A 17,341-nucleotide genomic window follows, 5' to 3' on the forward strand; every position below is an offset into this window, starting at 1 on the left:
CGCTGAAAAATTCTAGATCAGAGCGATGTCCAAGCGAATCGCCGGTCCCGAGATCGAACGCCTGATCCAACTCCTGGCCAAGGTGCCGGGGTTGGGGCCCCGTTCGGCCAGGCGTGCCGCCCTTCATCTGATCAAGAAGAAGGAACAGCTGCTGTCGCCGCTGGCCGCCGCCATGGCCGAGGCGGCCGACAAGGTGCGCATCTGCTCGACCTGCGGCAATGTCGATACATCGGACCCTTGCATGATCTGCACCGATCCGCGCCGTGATGCCGGCACCATCATCGTCGTCGAGGACGTCTCCGACCTGTGGGCGCTGGAGCGTGCGGCGGCGATGAATGTGCGCTACCACGTGCTCGGCGGCACGCTGTCGCCGCTCGACGGCATCGGCCCCGACCAGCTCAACATGCGCTCGCTGGTCGATCGCGTCGCTGGTGGCGAGGTCAAGGAGATCATCCTCGCCGTCAACGCGACGGTCGAGGGCCAGACGACCGCGCATTACCTCACCGACCAGCTATCCGGCTTCGACATCAAGGTGACACGGCTGGCGCATGGCGTGCCGGTCGGCGGCGAACTCGACTATCTCGACGAGGGCACGCTGGCCGCGGCGCTGCGCTCGCGGACGGCGTTTTGACGCAATTGGCGGGCAGGAGAAGCAAATGATTCCTGCTTTCGTGAAATCAGCCTTCATCTTTGTCTGCCTCGTCTTTGTGGCGATGGTTTCGGTCGCTCCCGCCTCTGCCGCAAAGATCAACGACCAGTTCCGCGCATGGCTGCAGAACGACCTCTGGCCGCAGGCCAAGGCCAAAGGCATTTCCAAACAAATCTTCGATGCCGCCTTCGACGGCATCAAGCCCAATCTGAAGCTGCCCGACCTGGTCAAGCCGGGCGAGAAGGCGACCACGCCGCGGAAGCAGCACCAGGCCGAATTCGGCTCACCCGGCGCCTATTTTGCCGAGAAGACGGTGCGCGCGGTGACGGCAGGCGGCCGCGCGCGTGAAGCCACCAATGCCAGGACACTCGCGGCCATAGAAAAGCGCTATGGCGTGCCGGGCGAAGTGCTGCTGGCGATCTGGGGCCGCGAGACCGGCTTCGGCGCGGCCAAGATGCCTTATAACGCTTTCGAAGTGCTGGGCACCAAGGCGTTCATGTCGACCAAGAAGGATTTCTTCCGCACCGAGTTGCTTGCGGCACTCGAGATCGCCGAGCGCGGGCTGGCCCCCGTCGGTGCGATGAAATCGTCCTGGGCTGGCGCGCTCGGCCAGCCGCAATTCATGCCAACATCGTTCCTGAAACATGCCGTCGATTTCGACGGCGACGGCCGCGTCGACATCTGGAACTCGACGCCGGACGTGCTGGCCTCGATCGCCAACTATCTCGTCCATTATGGCTGGGTGAAGGGCCGCGGCTGGGGTTCCGAGGTGACCGTGCCGGAAAGTGTTTCCTGTTCGCTGGAAGGCCCGGACCAGGGCAAGAAGATCTCCGAATGGGCGGCAATGGGCATCAAACGCGTTGGCGGCAAACCGTTTCCGGCGAGTGAGTTGAAGGCCGAGGGGTTTCTGCTGATGCCGGCCGGGCGCAGCGGCCCGGCCTTTATCGCTACCCCAAATTTCTATGTGCTGAAGGAGTACAACACCAGCGACCTCTACGCGCTGTTCATCGGCCATGGCGCCGATCGCATCGCCCATGGCGATCAGAATTTTGCCGGCAACTGGGGCGCGGTCGGCGGGCTGCACCGTTCGGAAATCGCCGCCCTGCAGCGGGCGTTGGAAGCCAAGGGCTATGATGTCGGCAGCGCCGATGGCCTGCCTGGCTTCAAGACCCGCCGTTCGATCGGCACATGGCAAGCCAAGAACGGCCGCGCCGCCACCTGCTTTCCTGATGCCGACCTGGTCGCAGCGCTGAAGTAGCCGCGAAATTAGCAGATTTTTCCCGATTGGCGACATTGAATAGCCCGCGCATGCGTCGACTCGCCATTGGCTGTTCTGGTCCAATACGCCGTCTTGCAAATGCTCGTTGCCGGCTGGCGGGTCGCCGGATATGGTGTTGACCAAATGGACAAAAACCACGACGGTAAGTGGGTAGAGGGCCGTTGTGGCCTCGAAAAGAATACTGCAATCCTGAGCCGGGAACTCAGGGATCAACAAAACAGGGAACAATCACGATGATGATGGAAAAGTTTGCTCTACGCTCCCGCTTCTTGCTCGCGGGTGCAGCCATGTCCGCGCTGCTTCTGGCCGGCGCACCAGCCGACGCGGTCACGCCCGCCGACACGCTGGTCGAAGGTTTCGCGATCGACGACATCATCTCCATGGATCCAGGCGAGGCGTTCGAGCTGTCGACCGCCGAGGTCACCGGCAACACCTATGATCTGCTGGTCCGTCTCGACCTCAGCGACACCTCCAAGGTCAAGGGCGACCTCGCCGAGAGCTGGACTGTCTCCGACGACGGCCTGACCTACACCTTCAAACTCAAGCCCGGCCTCAAATTCGCCTCCGGCAATCCGATCACCGCGGCCGACGTCGCCTGGTCGTTCGAGCGCGCCGTCAAGCTGGACAAGAGCCCGGCCTTCATCATCGGTCAATTCGGCATCAGCGGCGATAACGTCACCGAAAAGGCCAAGGCGGTCGACGACAGCACCTTCCAGTTCACCGTCGATAAGGCCTATGCGCCGAGCTTCGTGCTGAACTGCCTGTCGGCAACGGTCGCTTCGGTGGTCGATGCCAAGCTGGTCAAGGAACATGTCGCGGCGGTCACGCCAAGCGCCGACTACAAATGGGACAATGATTTCGGCAATGCCTGGCTGAAGACCGGCTATGCCGGCTCCGGCGTCTTCAAGCTGCGCGAATGGCGCGCCAACGAGGCTGTCGTTCTCGAGCGCAACGACAATTACCACGGCGAAAAAGCCAAGCTTGCCCGCGTCATCTATCGCAACATGAAGGAAAGCTCGGGCCAGCGCCTGGCGCTCGAAGCCGGCGACATCGACGTTGCCCGCAATCTCGAGCCGAACGACCTCGACGCCATCGCCAAGAACGCCGACCTCACCACCACCAGCGCGCCGAAGGGCACGGTCTACTACATCAGCCTCAACCAGAAGAACGCCAACCTGGCCAAGCCGGAGGTGCGCCAGGCGTTCAAATATCTGGTCGACTATGATGCCTTGAGCTCGACCATCCTCAAGGGTATCGGCGAGATCCACCAGACCTTCCTGCCCAAGGGCGTGCTCGGTGAACTCGACGAGAATCCGTTCAAGCTCGACGTCGCCAAGGCCAAGGAATTGCTGGCCAAGGCCGGTCTGCCCGACGGCTTCAGCGTAACCATGGACGTACGCACCGGCCAGCCGACGACCGGCATGGCGGAATCGATCCAGCAGACGCTCGGTCAGGCCGGTATCAAGCTCGAGATCATCCCCGGCGACGGCAAGCAGACTCTGACCAAGTATCGCGCCCGCAACCACGACATCTATATCGGCCAGTGGGGTCAGGACTATTTCGATCCGAACTCCAATGCCCAGACCTTTGCCTCGAACCCGGACAATTCGGATGCGGGCAAGTCCAAGACGCTGGCCTGGCGCAACGCCTGGGACATTCCGGACCTGACCAAGGAAACGGAAGCGGCGCTGCTCGAAAAGGATGCGGGCAAGCGTGCCGATATGTACAAGGACCTTGAGAAGAAGGTCCTAGACACCAGCCCCTTCGTCGTCATCCACCAGCAGCTGGAAGTCGCAGGGCTGCGCAAGAGCCTCAAGGGTTTTGCGCTCGGCCCGAGCTTCGACAGCAATTTCGTCGGGCCGGTTTCCAAGGAATAGTGTTCGCGGACACGCCGCATGAGCGCGGTTGAAAAAGAAGTGGCGGCGGGGCGCGACAGCGCCCGCGCCGTGGCCATTGCATCGTCGCTTGGCCGTTTCCTGGTCATCGCGATCACGACCTATCTTGGTCTGCTCGCGGTCACCTTCTTCATCGGCCGTGTCATCCCGATCGATCCGGTGCTGGCGGTGCTCGGCGACCGGGCGCCGGCCAATGTCGTCGAGCGAACGCGCCGCGAGATGGGCCTCGACCTGCCGCTGATCGAGCAGTTCTACATCTATGTGAAAAATGCCCTGAACGGTAATTTCGGCACCTCCGTGCTGACCACCAATCCGGTCATGAGCGACATTCGCCGCGCGCTTCCGGCCACCACGGAACTGGCGACGCTGGGGACGCTGATCGGTGCACTGTTCGGCGTGCCGCTTGGCGTACTGGCCGCAGTCAGGCGCGGCAGTCTCATCGACCAGATCGTGCGCATCATCGGCCTGATCGGCTATTCCGTGCCGATCTTCTGGCTCGGCCTGCTGGCGCTGGTGTTGTTCTACGCCAAGCTGCAATGGGTCGCTTTTCCGGCGCGGCTCGACGTCGTCTACGAATACACCTTCACGCCGATTACCGGATTCTATCTGCTGGATTCGCTATGGCAGGGGCAGTGGGATGTTTTCTATGACGCCTTCCGCCACATCATCTTGCCGGCCTCGCTGCTCGGCTATTTTTCGCTTGCCTATATCAGCCGCATGACGCGCTCGTTCATGCTCAACGAACTGTCGCAGGAATACATCGTCGCGGCGCGCGCCAAGGGCCTGTCGGAAACCCGCATCATCTGGGGCCACGCGCTGCGCAACGCGGCGGTGCCGATGGTGACGGTGATCGCGCTCTCCTATGCCGGGCTGCTCGAAGGCTCCGTGCTCACCGAAACCGTCTTCTCGTGGCCGGGCATCGGCCTCTACATCACCAACTCGCTGCAGAACGCCGACATGAATGCCGTGCTGGGCGGCACCATCGTTATCGGCTCGGTGTTCATCGCTATCAACCTTCTCTCCGATCTGCTCTACCGCGTGCTCGATCCGAGGACGAAGTCCGCATGAGCGTCGAGACCGTCCAGAGCCGTCGCGACTGGCTGCTCAGCGAGCGTCCGGCCTCGCGCACCCAGGCCAGGCTCGGCCGCGCCTATGTGGCGTGGCGGCGCTTTTCCGCCAACCGGCTGGCGTTTCTCGGCCTGCTTATCATTATTGCCCTGCTGGTCGTTGCCGCGCTTGCCGGCGTGCTGGCACCCTATTCGCCGACATTCGGCGATCTTAAGAACGCACGTCTGCTGGCGCCGAGCGCCGAGCACTGGTTCGGCACCGACGACCTCGGCCGCGATATCCTGTCGCGCATCCTCTATGGCTCGCGCTGGACGCTCTACGTGGTCATCCTGGTTGCCATCATCGCCGCACCCATAGGCCTCCTGGTCGGCACCGTTGCCGGCTATGCCGGCGGCTGGACCGATGCCGTCCTGATGCGCATCACCGACATCTTCCTCGCCTTCCCCAAGCTGATCCTGGCGCTCGCCTTTGTCGCCGCACTCGGGCCCGGTATCGAGAACGCCGTGCTGGCCATCGCCATCACCTCCTGGCCGCCTTACGCACGTATCGCGCGGGCAGAGACGTTGACGGTGCGCAATTCCGATTACATCAAGGCCGTGCAATTGATGGGCGCCTCGCCCTTCCGCATCGTGCTGCGCCACATCATGCCGCTTTGCATCTCCTCGCTGATCATCCGGGTGACGCTTGACATGGCCGGCATCATCCTGACGGCCGCCGGGCTCGGTTTCCTTGGCCTCGGCGCGCAGCCGCCGCTGCCGGAATGGGGCACGATGATCGCGTCGGGCCGCCGCTTCGTGCTCGACCAGTGGTGGGTGGCCGGTGCGCCGGGCTTCGCCATCCTCATCGTCAGCCTAGGCTTCAATCTGCTCGGCGATGGCCTGCGCGACGCGCTCGATCCACGCAGTGGTGACCAATGAGCGGTGATCAATGAGCACGCTGCTCGACGTCGACGACCTGCGCGTCACCTTCCCGACCCGCACCGGCCTGATCGAGGCGGTGCGCGGCGTCTCCTTCACGCTTGGCCGCGAACGTCTCGGCATTGTCGGCGAGTCCGGCTCCGGCAAATCGCAGACCGGCCGCGCCATCATGGGGCTGACGCCGCCGCAGGCGCGGATATCGGCCAACAAGCTTGCTTTCGACGGTATCGACCTGTTGGCGGCATCGCCACGCGAACGCCGGAAGCTGCGCGGCAAACGCATCGCCATGATCCTGCAGGATCCGAAATACTCGCTCGACCCTGTAATGAGCATCGGGCGCCAGATTGTCGAGACGCTGCGCACCCATGAAAAGGTCGGCAAGGCCGAAGCGCGTGATCGTGCAATGGCGATGCTGGAAGCGGTGCAAATTCGTGACCCCGCCCGCGTCTTCGACCTGCATCCGCATGAAGTGTCCGGTGGCATGGGCCAGCGCGCCATGATCGCCATGATGCTGATCGCCGGGCCGGAAATGATGATTGCCGACGAGCCGACCTCGGCGCTCGATGTGACCGTGCAGCTCGATGTGCTCGGCATCCTCGACCGGCTGGTCAGCGAGCGCGGCATGGGCCTGATCTTCATCTCGCACGATCTGCGCCTGGTCTCGTCCTTCTGCGATCGCGTCATCGTCATGTATGCCGGCAAGGTGGTCGAGCAACTCAAGGCGTCGGAACTCGGCCGTGCCCAGCATCCCTACACGCGCGGCCTGCTCAACTGCATGCCCAAGATCGGCGCCGACCGTCACCCGCTGCCGGTGCTCGATCGCAAGCCGGAGTGGGCGGCATGACCGCAGCGATCGCCGTCGACAGGCTGGAGGTAATCTTCGACCGTTTTCGCGCGCTGAAGGGCGTCAGCCTCGACGTGCAGCCGGGCGAATCCTTCGGCCTGGTCGGTGAATCCGGCTCCGGCAAATCGACGCTGCTCAGGGCCATCGCCGGCCTCGCGCCGGTCGCTTCGGGCAGCATCGCCGTCAATGGCAAGACGCTCGGCGCGCGCCGCGACAAGGCCTTTTATCGCGAAGTGCAGATGGTCTTCCAGGATCCGTACGGCTCGCTGCACCCGCGCCAGACCGTCGACCGGCTGCTGCAGGAGCCGCTTGCCATCCATGGCTTTGCCGATGGTGAAAAGCGCATCCAGCGGGCGCTCGACGAAGTCGGTCTGGGAAACGGTTTTCGGTTCCGCTATTCGCATCAGCTCTCCGGCGGTCAGCGCCAGCGTGTGGCGATCGCCCGTGCGCTGATCCTTGAACCATCGATCCTGCTGCTCGACGAGCCGACCTCGGCGCTGGACGCCTCGGTGCAGGCCGAAGTGCTCAACCTTCTGGAAGAGGTCCGCAAGCGGCGCAAGCTGACCTTCCTGATGGTCAGCCACGACCTCGCCATCATCACCCATATGTGCGAGCGGCTGATGGTGATGCAAAGCGGCGAGGCGGTGGAGAATCTGGCGGCGGCCGATCTCGTCGAGCGCCGCGTGACCAAGGACTATACGCGCAATCTCTTGCTAGCCAGCGACGGGTTTGTCAGGACAGCGTGAGCAGTCTCAGGCTGCGCCGCCTTCCGGTATGGCATCACCTGTCGGTTCAGCACTATCCTGCCCCTGCTTCGGCTCTTTGATCCGGAACCAAGCGACATAGAGCGCCGGAAGGAACAGCAGCGTGATCGCCGTACCAGCGATGATGCCGCCCATCATGGCAAACGCCATTGGCGCCCAGAACACCTCACGCGCGATCGGGATCAGCGCCAGGCTGGCGGCTGCCGCCGTCAGCGCAATCGGCCGCATGCGGTGTTCGGTGGCTTCAATGACTGCCGCCCATCGGTCCTTGCCCTCCGTGACGAGATCCTCGATCTGCACGATCAGGATGACCGAGTTGCGGATCAGGATACCGATCAGCGCCAGCACGCCGAGGATGGCGACAAAGCCGAGCGGCGCGCCGCTCGGCAGCAATGCCGCGACCACGCCGATCAGTCCCAGCGGTGCGACGGCAACCACCAGGAACAGGCGCTGGAAGCTTTGCAGCTGGATCATCAGGATCGTCGCCATGATGAACAGCATGAGTGGCACGACCGCCGCGATCGGCCCCTGGCTGTTGGCGCTCTCCTCGACCGAGCCCGCCGTGGCGATCGCATAGCCGACGGGCAGCTTGCCGATAAAGGCATCGACCGAGGGTTTCAGTTCGTTGACCACGGTGGCCGGCAGCGCGTCGCCGACCAATCCGGCGCGCACGGTGATCGTCGGCACGCGGCTGCGCCGCCACACCGTCGGCTGTTCCAGCTCGTAGTGGAAGTTGGCGACGGCGGCGAGCGGTATGGATTCGCCGGCACCGGTCGGCAATTGCATGTTGCGCAGCGTCTCGATCGAGCCGCGTTCGGCATCGCGGGAACGTGCCACGACGTTGATGAGGTAGGTGGCGTCGCGCACCTGGGTGATGGTGACGCCGCCGACCACGCTGTTCAGCGCGTTGGAAATGTCCGAGGAGGTGACGCCGAGCTGGCGCGCCTTGTCCTGCAGCACATCCACCTCCAGCACCCGCGACGGTTCGTTCCAGTCGAAGGTCGGCGCGCCGAGTTTCGGATTGGCTGAGATGACGCCCGCCAGTTGCTGCGACAGCGTCCTCACCGTCTGGATGTCGGGGCCGCTGACGCGGTATTGCACCGGCCGGCCGACAGGTGGGCCAAGCTCGAGCGTCTTGACGAAGGCATCGGTGCCGACGAAGTCATTGCGCAGCATCGTCTGGATGGCCGCCTTCACCCGGTCGCGCGCTTCGACGTTCTTGGTGACGATCACGGTCTGGCCGAAATAGGGATTGGCCGGCTGTACGTCATAGGCCAGCACGAAGCGCACCGCGCCCTGGCCGATATAGGAACTCCAATGGTCGATGTCGGGATTGCCGGCAAGCGCCGCCTTCTCGAAGCGCTCCATCTGGTCGCGCGTCTCGGCGATCGAAGAGTTCTGCGGCAGGTTCCAGTCGACGATCAGTTCGGGCCGGTCGGAGGACGGGAAGAACTGCTGCTGGACAAAACCCATGCCGACGATCGAGCCGGCGAACAACAGCACCGTGGCGATGATGGTCAGCCAATGTCGGCGCACCGATCCGACCAGCACGCTGCGAAACAGCGACGTGAAGCGGCCGGGCTTGTCATGATGCTTCTGCTTCATCGTCGCCGGCAAGATGGTGACGCCAAGCAGCGGCGCAAACAGCACCGCCACGATCCAAGACACCAATAGCGACACGGCAATGACGACGAACAGCGTGTAGGTATATTCGCCCGCCGCGCTGTTGTTGAGGCCGATCGGAATGAAGCCGGTGACGGTCACCAACGTGCCGGTCAGCATCGGGAACGCTGTCGACGTGTAGACATAGGTCGCCGCCTTGCGCAGATTGTCGCCGGCTTCCAGCCTGGCCACCATCATCTCGACGGCGATCATGGCATCGTCGACCAGCAGGCCGAGCGCGATGATCAGCGCACCCAGCGAGATGCGCTGCAGCGAGATGCCGAGATAGTCCATGAACAGGAAGGTGATGGCCAGCACCAGCGGGATCGACAGCGCCACGACGAAGCCGGCGCGCAGGCCGAGGCTGATAAAGGAGACGGCAAGCACGATGGCGACGGCCTCGAACAGCGCGCGGGTGAAGCCCGAAACCGCTTCCTCGACGATGACAGGCTGGTCTGCGACCAGATGCACGCCGACGCCGATTGGCAGGTCGGCGACGATCTTGTCCATCTCGACCTTCAGCGCCTTGCCGAAGTCGAGCAAATTGGCATTGGGCTTCATGCCGATGGCGAGCCCGATCGCATCTTCGCCGTTGAAACGGAACAGTGATGTCGGCGGATCGGCATAGCCGCGGGTGATGGTCGCGACATCGCTCAGCCGGAAGAAGCGGTCGTTGACGCGCAAATTGATGGCGCGCAGGCTTTCCTCCGAAGTGAACTGGCCCGAGACGCGCACGCTGACACGCTCGGGGCCGGTCTCGATGACGCCCGAGGGCGCGACCGCGTTCTGCGCCTGCAGGCTGGCGACGATCGCCTGCTGGTTCAGGCCAAGTGCGGCGATCTGGCGGGTCGAGAATTCGAGATAGATCGCCTCGTCCTGCGCGCCGATCAGGTCGACCTTGCCGGCATTGGGCACCGCCAGGATCTGGGTGCGCGCCTGCTCGACATAATCGCGCAGCTGGCGCGGCGTCAGCCCGTCCGCCGTGAAGGCGTAGACATTGCCGTAGACGTCGCCAAAACGGTCATTGAAGAACGGCCCTTGCACGCCCTCGGGAAACTGGGCGCGGATGTCGTTGATCATGTTGCGGATGCGCATCCAGGTAGGGGCCACGTCGCGCGCCTTGGTCGACGGCTTCAGATTGACGAAGACGACGGTCTTGCCGGCCGTGGTGACGGATTTGCTGTAGTCGAGGCTGTCGAGCTCCTCTAGCTTCTTTTCGATGCGGTCGGTCACTTGTCGGACCGTCTCGTTGACCGACGCGCCCGGCCAGCTGGCCTGGATCAGCATGGTCTTGATGGTGAAGGCCGGATCTTCCTCGCGGCCGAGATTGAGATAGGCCGAGACGCCGGCAACGACGAACACCAGCATGAAATACCAGACCAGCGAGCGATGGCTGAGCGCCCAGTCGGAGAGGTTGAAGCCCTTCACTTGGCGGCTCCTTCCAGGATTTTGACCGTCTCGCCCGGTGTCAGGCTGTGGACACCGGCGGTGACGACGCGCATGCCCGCATCAAGTCCGCCGGTAACGGTAAAGCTGCCGGCGCGTTTGGCGCCGATTTGGATATCGTGCAAGGTGGCCTTCGATTGCGCATCGACGGTCCAGACCTGCTGCTTGCCGTCCTTTTCCAGCAATGCCGACAGCGGCAGCTCGATCGTCGGGTCGATCGCTGTCACCCGTGTCGCCGTCACCGTCGAGCCGAGCCGGAACGCCGTCGGCGCGTTGAGCAGCGTCAGGCGCGTGCGGCGCGTGCGGGTCGAACTGTCGGCCTGCGGCGCGATCTCGCGCAATTTGGCCTCGGTGCGGATCGACGGCAGCGATTGCAGGATGACGTCGAAGCCGGTTCCGTCAGTCAGGTCGCCGGTCAACTGGTCGGGAATGTCGACGACGGCTTCGCGCACATCCGAGCGCGCTACCGTGACCACGGTCTGGCCGGCCGACACGGTCTGCCCGACTTCGGCCCCTGTCGCGGTGACGACGCCGTCGAAATCCGAAAACAGCCTGGCATAGCCGAGCTGTTCCTGCGATTTGGCCAGCGCCGCCTTGGCGCGCTCGACATTGGCCTGTGCGGCCTGGCGTGCCTGCTGGGCCGCCTCATAGGTGGCCTGCGAGGTGTTCTTGTCGGCCAGCAGCGCGCGTTGGCGCTCCTCGCTGGCGGCGGCGTTGGTGAATTCCGCCTGGGCGTTGGAGAGACCGGCCTTTGCCGCCTGCAAGGCGAGTTCCAGCGCCGTCGGATCAAGCGTGGCGATCGTCGTGCCCTTGGTGACGAGGTCGCCGATATCGACGTCGCGGCTGACGACGCGGCCAAGCAGGCGGAAGGCCAGGTTGGCGCTGAATTCCGGTTCGACGACGCCGGCAAAACCGAGCGTCTGGGTGGTGCGCGGCTCGACCACCACCGAAAGCACCGGCCGGATGATCTCGGGCGCCTTTTCCGGCTCGGCCGAACAGGCGCCGAAAAGGATCAGCGAAGACAGGGCGATCAATTGCACCGACCGGGTCATTGCGTTGCCCCTCCGGCGATCTCGACCGTCTGGCCTGGGCTGAGCAACTGACCGCCGGCGGTGATGACGTGCTGGCCGGGCTCCAACCCCTTGTCGACGACAATCACGCCGGAATCATAGGCGAGGATATCCACTGGCGCGATCGTGACCGCCTTGGAAGCCGGGTCGACGAGCCAGACCGCCGGCTTGCCATCGCTGGAGGTCAGCGCCTGCCAGGGCAGGATCACGGCTTTCACCGGTTTTGCGCTGACCGTGCCGGTGACGGCCGCACCAAGCGGCATGGCGGCGGGGGTATCGGGAATGGCGACTTTCACCCGAACTGAAGCCGAGGCCGCATCGACCACCGGCGAGATTTCGCGCACCTTGCCCGTCGCCTTGATCGTGGGATCCGACACCAGCGTGATCGACACGGGCGGCGCCGCCGAACTGCCGGCGACCAGCGTTTCATGGACATTGAAGACCGCGTCGCGGTCGCCGTCCTGGGCAAGGGTGAAGACGGTCTGCGCTGCCTGCACCACCTGGCCGGCTTCGACCGCGCGTGCGGTGACGATGCCTGGCGCGCCGGCCCTGAGTTCGGTGAAGGTGAGGCTCTCCCGGGCATTGTCCAACGCGCTCTGCGCCTGCTGGACGCTGCCTTGCGCCACGCTCTGCGCCTGCGCGGCCTGATCATAGTCGCGGCGTGTCGTGAAACCCTGGGCGAGCAGCGCCTTCTGACGCTCAAAGGCGGCGGAGGCTTGCGTCAATTGCGCTTGTGCTGCGTCGAGATCGGCCTGCGCCGAGCGCAGGTCCGATTCCTGCTCCTGCGGATCGATGCGGGCCAAAAGCGTGCCCTTGTCGACATGCTGGCCGATTTCCACCAGCCGTTCGGCAACTCGGCCGCCGACGCGGAAGGCCAGATTGTTCAGCGTGCGCGCGGCGATGACGCCAGTCAGCGACGTCGTCGGGGCGTAGCTGGAGATTTCGACCTCGGCGGTGCGCACCATGATCGGCAGCTTGTGTTCGGCCGCCGCCTGCTTCTGGCAGCCGGCAAGCAGCAGGCTCGCCACCGCGCAGACAAGGATTGGGGCGGTTCGAAATGGCAAAAAGCTGGAGGGCGATGGTTGCAAGGCGGACGATGTCGCGTTCCTGCTCATGGCTTCCCCTGCCTGCGTGGGACGCTCCCACTGCGGAGCCTCGTGGGCCGTTCGAAGATAATCGATCCCTTGGAAAAGGGAACCTACCCTCGTACGCGTATCGGTCGACTGGTTAAGGCCGCGGCGGGCGACAGGCCCAATCGCCTGTTGACGGTGCCGACTTGAGGAAAACGTGAAATAAGGTCAGAAGACATGTCAGCGACATCAACAAGAACGGGCGCCGGCCCGATGAGGGATACCATGAAGAATTCAGCCATTTCCGAGCGCAAGAACCAGTCGATCTCGCGCGGCGTCGGCATGACCACGCAGATCTATGCCGACCGGGCCGAGAATTCGGAGATCTGGGATGTCGAAGGCCGCCGCTACATCGACTTCTCGTCGGGTATCGCCGTCGTCAACACCGGTCACCGTCACCCGAAGGTGATCGAGGCGGTCAAGGCGCAGCTCGACCGCTTCACCCACACCTGCCACCAGGTTGTGCCCTATGAGAGCTATGTGCGGCTGGCGGAACGGCTGAACGGCATGCTGCCCGGCAAGTTCGAGAAGAAGACGATCTTCGTCACCACTGGCGCCGAGGCGGTCGAGAACGCCATCAAGATCGCCCGCAACGCCACCGGCCGCCCGGCGGTCATCGCTTTCGCCGGCGGCTTCCATGGCCGCACCTTCATGGGCATGGCGCTGACCGGCAAGGTCGTGCCCTACAAGGTCGGCTTCGGCGCCATGCCGGGCGACGTCTACCATGCGCCGTTCCCGGTGCCGCTGCACGGTGTGTCGGTCGCCGATTCACTGGCAGCACTGGACCGGCTGTTCAAGGCCGATGTCGACCCGGCTCGCGTCGCCGCCATCATCATCGAGCCGGTGCAGGGCGAGGGCGGCTTCTACGACGCTCCGCGCGAGTTCCTGACGGCGCTGCGCAAGCTCTGCGACCAGCACGGCATGCTTTTGATCGCCGACGAAGTGCAGACCGGCTTCGCCCGCACCGGCAAGATGTTTGCGATGGATCACCATGAGGTGGCGGCCGACATCACCACCATGGCCAAGAGCCTGGCCGGCGGTTTCCCGCTGGCCGCAGTCACCGGCCGCGCCGAAATCATGGATGCGCCCGGCCCCGGTGGGCTCGGCGGCACCTATGGCGGCAGCCCCATCGGTGTCGCCGCCGCACACGCCGTGCTCGACGTGATCGAGGACGAAAAGCTGTGCGACCGCGCCAACACGCTGGGTGCAAGGTTGAAACAGCGGCTGCAGTCGATCCGCGACGACGTGCCCGAGATCGTCGACATCAGAGGCCTCGGCTTCATGAACGCCGTCGAGTTCAACGACGTCAAGAAGGGCCTGCCGTCGGCCGAGATCGCCAACGCGATCCGGCTGAAGGCGCTCGACAAGGGCCTGATCCTCTTGACCTGCGGCGTCTATGGTAACGTCATCCGCTTCCTCGCCCCGATCACCATCCAGGACGGTGTCATGAACGAGGCGCTCGATATCCTGGAAAGCTCGATCCGCGAAGTCTGCGCCGCCTGATCGGCGGCGCGCCGGCTGGACGGCGCGGAATTATCCCGCCGCTCTAGCGGGTTCGCTATCGAGGAAAGCAGCCAGCGCCGCTTTCAGCCCTTCGGGGCCAGCCGCGATCGTCTGCGGCCTCGGCGAGAAGCCGGCGCCGAGCATCTTGCGGCCAAGCATGTGGTCGCCGGGTCGGTTGACCGATTCGATGCCGAGCAGCCGGTCGCCGGCATAGTGGTAGATCGAGAATTTGTTGTCGGGCAGGTCACCCAGCACGACATGGCTGTCGCCACCGGCGGTCAGACCGACCATTTGCAATTTCATGTCGCCGATGTCGGACCAGAACCAGGGCACAGCCGAATAGGCATCGGTGTGGCCTGTGATCGTGCGTGCGGCAAGCCGCGCCTGGTCGGTGGCGTTCTGCACCGATTCCAGCCGCACGTCGCCGCCGGTGAACCAGTGCCGGTAGGAAGCAGCGTCGCCGATGGCCAGGATTTCAGGCACCGAAGTGCGCATCTGGTGATCGACGCGGATGCCGTTGGCGATGCTGAGGCCTGCGGACTGCGCCAGTTCGACATTCGGCACGGCACCGATGCCGACGATGACCATACGCGCCGGCAGCCTTTCGCCTGACGAGGTGATCGCGGCCGCCACATGGCCGCTTTCGCCTTCGAGCCTGGCAATCGAAGTGCCGGTAAGGATGCGTACGCCTGCCGCTTCCAGCCGTTGCCGAACGTGGCTCGCCACGACCGGCGCCACGGCGCGGCCGAGCAGCCGGTCCACCGCTTCCACAACTGTCACCATGCGGCCGGCAGCCCTCAAGGTGGCTGCGATCTCCAGCCCGATGAAGCCGCCGCCTAGGATGACGACCTCGTCGCTCTGCGCGCTGAGCTCGCGGATCAGCCGCGCATCGGCCAGCGAGCGCAGCGACAGCACGCCGGACAGATCGGAGCCCGGCAGCGGCAGGGCGCGCGGGCGCGAGCCGGTCGCCAGGATCAGGTGGTCGAAGGCAAGCACACCGCCGTCTGATATCTCCAGGCTGCGGCGTCCGGCATCGATGCGATCGATCCTGACGCCCGGCCGGTAGTCGATGGCACTGCCGGTGTAGAAGGCCTCGCCACGCAAGGGTTGCGGTTTGGCCTCGGCATCCTTGATGAAGGTCTTCGACAAGGGTGGCTTGTGGTATGGCAACTCGTTCTCGTCACCGACGAGGATCACCTGCCCGTCATAGCCGTCCTCGCGCAGACTGGCAGCCGCTTGCACGCCCGCATGACCCGCGCCGACAATGACCACACCGTTCTTCATCGCATTCCAATCCCGCTTCTATCCTAGGATGTCTCGCCATGTGGCAATTGTCTGGCGACGCCGCAAGCTAGCTTTTGCGGGTCGCACCCGGGATGGCGGCTGTCAATCGTACAGTTCAGTTGCAAGACCGGCGCAGGAACAGCATAAAGTTGACAGTCGTAGTTTAGAATAATTCTAAACTATTGTTTCAATTGGCTTTTCTTGCGGATTGTCATTGACATTCGACGATGTCACAGCTTTATGGAAGCTCGCGCGTCAGCGCATCCCTTTAATGTCTGGGCCTTGAACCCTTTCGATTGGAGGCATTTTGGTGTCTTTCTTCCGCGAACCGCGCGATGGCGCGGCATCTCTTGCGCCCAATGGCATGCATATGGCGTGGCGCCTGTCGCCGCGCGCGCCGTTTACAGAAATTCCGAGAAACTGGAGAGTGATTGTGACAGCACGATATGGCGGCAGGCTCGCCGCGATCGGCGCCACGGCCCTGCTGACGGCGGCGGTGTTCGTGTTGCCGGCAAAGGCGGAAACCGATGCGAAGGCGGTCGTCAAGACCTATTCCGACATCGCGCTGGCCAAATATGAAGATTCGTTGACCACCGCGCAGGCACTCGACAAGGCGGTCGACGCATTGCTCGCCAAGCCATCGGTGGAAACCCTCAACGCTGCCCGCGAGGCATGGAAGGCATCGCGTGTGCCTTACCAGCAGACCGAGGTCTACCGTTTCGGCAACAAGATCGTCGACGACTGGGAAGGCAAGGTGAATTCCTGGCCGCTGGACGAAGGCCTGATCGACTATGTCGCCAAGAGCTACGGCACCGAATCGGACGCGAATGCGCTCTATACGGCCAATGTGATCGCCAACAAGGAGATCGAGATCAACGGCAAGAAGGTCGATGCTTCGAAGCTTTCGCCGGAATTCCTCTCCGGCACGCTGCAGGAGGCCGGCGGGATCGAGGCCAATGTCGCTACCGGCTATCACGCCATCGAATTTCTGCTCTGGGGCCAGGATCTGCATGGCACCGGCCCGGGTGCCGGCGAGCGCCCCTATACCGACTACGACCTCAAGAATTGCACCGGCGGCAATTGTGACCGCCGCGCCCAGTATCTGAAATCGGCAAGCGATCTTCTGGTTTCCGATCTTCAGGAGATGGTCGGCAACTGGAAGGAAGGCGGCGCCGCCCGCAAGGCCGTCGTCGACGGCGAGCCGAACGCTGCGATCTCGTCCATCTTCGCCGGCATGGGCTCACTGTCCTACGGCGAATTGGCCGGCGAACGCATGAAGCTCGGCCTGCTGTTGCATGATCCGGAAGAGGAGCATGACTGCTTTTCCGACAACACCTACAACTCGCATCTCTACGACGCCATCGGCATTCGCGCCGCCTACCATGCCAGCTATACCAGGCTCGACGGCACCGTCGTTTCGGGCCCCTCCGTGGCCGATATGTTGAAGGCGGCCGATCCGGCGATCGACCAGGAACTGTCGGACAAGCTCGATGTCGCGGTCGCCAAGATGGAGGCGATCAAGACACGGGCATTGGCCGGCGAGGCCTATGACCAGCAGATCGCCGAGGGCAACACGCAAGGCAATGCCACCGTGCAGGCAGCGATCGACGCGCTGATCGACCAGACCAAGTCGATCGAACGCGCCGTTGGCTCCCTGAAGCTCAGCACCATCGCCTTCGAAGGGTCCGACAGTCTCGACGCACCCGACAAGGTGTTCAAGTAGCCGCCGAAAGGCTGGAGCCTGATCCGGAGCTGGATAGCCGGCTTCGGAATGGGCTCCGGTTAAGAAATCAAGCCACACGGCGCGGGAGGCGCCGTCAGCCATCCGAG

13 protein-coding genes are annotated in these 17,341 nt (G+C 63.9%); 9 read left to right on the plus strand and 4 right to left on the minus strand.

The features are described from left to right. Positions 1 to 25 precede the first annotated feature (25 nt). From recR to ASD12_RS09815, 7 genes are all read left to right on the plus strand, one after another. The gene (gene recR, locus ASD12_RS09785; RefSeq protein ID WP_027039603.1) at positions 26 to 631 is read left to right on the plus strand and encodes a recombination mediator RecR; all 606 of its coding nucleotides are present in this window, start codon (positions 26 to 28) and stop codon (positions 629 to 631) included. A gap of 82 nt (positions 632 to 713) precedes the next feature. After that, positions 714 to 1,907 (plus strand): lytic murein transglycosylase, encoded by a 1,194-nt coding sequence (locus ASD12_RS09790; RefSeq protein ID WP_156398563.1) that lies wholly within the window; start codon positions 714 to 716, stop codon positions 1,905 to 1,907. A 254-nt stretch (positions 1,908 to 2,161) separates the two neighbouring features. After that, on the plus strand, positions 2,162 to 3,805 hold the full coding sequence (locus tag ASD12_RS09795) for an ABC transporter substrate-binding protein (RefSeq protein WP_056584813.1): 1,644 nt from the start codon (positions 2,162 to 2,164) through the stop codon (positions 3,803 to 3,805). A gap of 18 nt (positions 3,806 to 3,823) precedes the next feature. Continuing rightward, positions 3,824 to 4,891, plus strand: a complete 1,068-nt coding sequence (locus ASD12_RS09800) for an ABC transporter permease (protein ID WP_056584816.1) — start codon at positions 3,824 to 3,826, stop codon at positions 4,889 to 4,891. Next, a complete protein-coding gene (gene nikC, locus ASD12_RS09805) occupies positions 4,888 to 5,808 on the plus strand; it encodes a nickel transporter permease (RefSeq protein WP_056584817.1) in 921 nt (306 codons plus the stop codon). The genes ASD12_RS09800 and nikC overlap by 4 nt, the downstream gene beginning before the upstream one ends. Before the next feature lie 10 nt (positions 5,809 to 5,818). Continuing rightward, positions 5,819 to 6,652 (plus strand): ABC transporter ATP-binding protein, encoded by an 834-nt coding sequence (locus tag ASD12_RS09810; protein WP_056584819.1) that lies wholly within the window; start codon positions 5,819 to 5,821, stop codon positions 6,650 to 6,652. Next, positions 6,649 to 7,398, plus strand: a complete 750-nt coding sequence (locus ASD12_RS09815; RefSeq protein WP_056584941.1) for an ABC transporter ATP-binding protein — start codon at positions 6,649 to 6,651, stop codon at positions 7,396 to 7,398. Before ASD12_RS09810 ends, ASD12_RS09815 begins: the two co-directional genes overlap by 4 nt. A gap of 6 nt (positions 7,399 to 7,404) precedes the next feature. On the opposite strand, the gene ASD12_RS09820 is transcribed toward ASD12_RS09815, so the two are convergent. From ASD12_RS09820 to ASD12_RS09830, 3 genes are read right to left on the minus strand one after another with little or no spacing between them, the layout of a single operon-like run. Further along, positions 7,405 to 10,506, minus strand: coding sequence for an efflux RND transporter permease subunit (locus ASD12_RS09820; RefSeq protein ID WP_056584823.1), 3,102 nt, complete (start codon positions 10,504 to 10,506; stop codon positions 7,405 to 7,407). Continuing rightward, positions 10,503 to 11,576 (minus strand): efflux RND transporter periplasmic adaptor subunit, encoded by a 1,074-nt coding sequence (locus ASD12_RS09825; RefSeq protein ID WP_056584825.1) that lies wholly within the window; start codon positions 11,574 to 11,576, stop codon positions 10,503 to 10,505. The genes ASD12_RS09820 and ASD12_RS09825 overlap by 4 nt, the downstream gene beginning before the upstream one ends. After that, positions 11,573 to 12,709, minus strand: coding sequence for an efflux RND transporter periplasmic adaptor subunit (locus tag ASD12_RS09830; RefSeq protein ID WP_056584827.1), 1,137 nt, complete (start codon positions 12,707 to 12,709; stop codon positions 11,573 to 11,575). The genes ASD12_RS09825 and ASD12_RS09830 overlap by 4 nt, the downstream gene beginning before the upstream one ends. A 240-nt stretch (positions 12,710 to 12,949) precedes the next feature. Between ASD12_RS09830 and ASD12_RS09835 the strand changes: the two genes are divergently transcribed. Beyond that, a complete protein-coding gene (locus ASD12_RS09835) occupies positions 12,950 to 14,227 on the plus strand; it encodes a 4-aminobutyrate--2-oxoglutarate transaminase (RefSeq protein ID WP_056584829.1) in 1,278 nt (425 codons plus the stop codon). A gap of 30 nt (positions 14,228 to 14,257) precedes the next feature. Here the strand turns inward: ASD12_RS09835 and ASD12_RS09840 are convergent, their stop codons facing one another. After that, positions 14,258 to 15,511 carry an FAD-dependent oxidoreductase gene (locus tag ASD12_RS09840; RefSeq protein WP_056584831.1) on the minus strand — a complete coding sequence of 418 codons (1,254 nt, stop codon included), beginning with the start codon at positions 15,509 to 15,511 and terminating at the stop codon, positions 14,258 to 14,260. A 433-nt stretch (positions 15,512 to 15,944) separates the two neighbouring features. On the opposite strand from ASD12_RS09840, the gene ASD12_RS09845 reads away from it, so the two are divergent. Continuing rightward, positions 15,945 to 17,234 carry an imelysin family protein gene (locus ASD12_RS09845; protein WP_056584945.1) on the plus strand — a complete coding sequence of 430 codons (1,290 nt, stop codon included), beginning with the start codon at positions 15,945 to 15,947 and terminating at the stop codon, positions 17,232 to 17,234. The last annotated feature ends 107 nt before the right edge of the window (positions 17,235 to 17,341 follow it).

The sequence above is a fragment of the Mesorhizobium sp. Root102 genome (assembly GCF_001425625.1).
GTDB lineage: Bacteria > Pseudomonadota > Alphaproteobacteria > Rhizobiales > Rhizobiaceae > Mesorhizobium.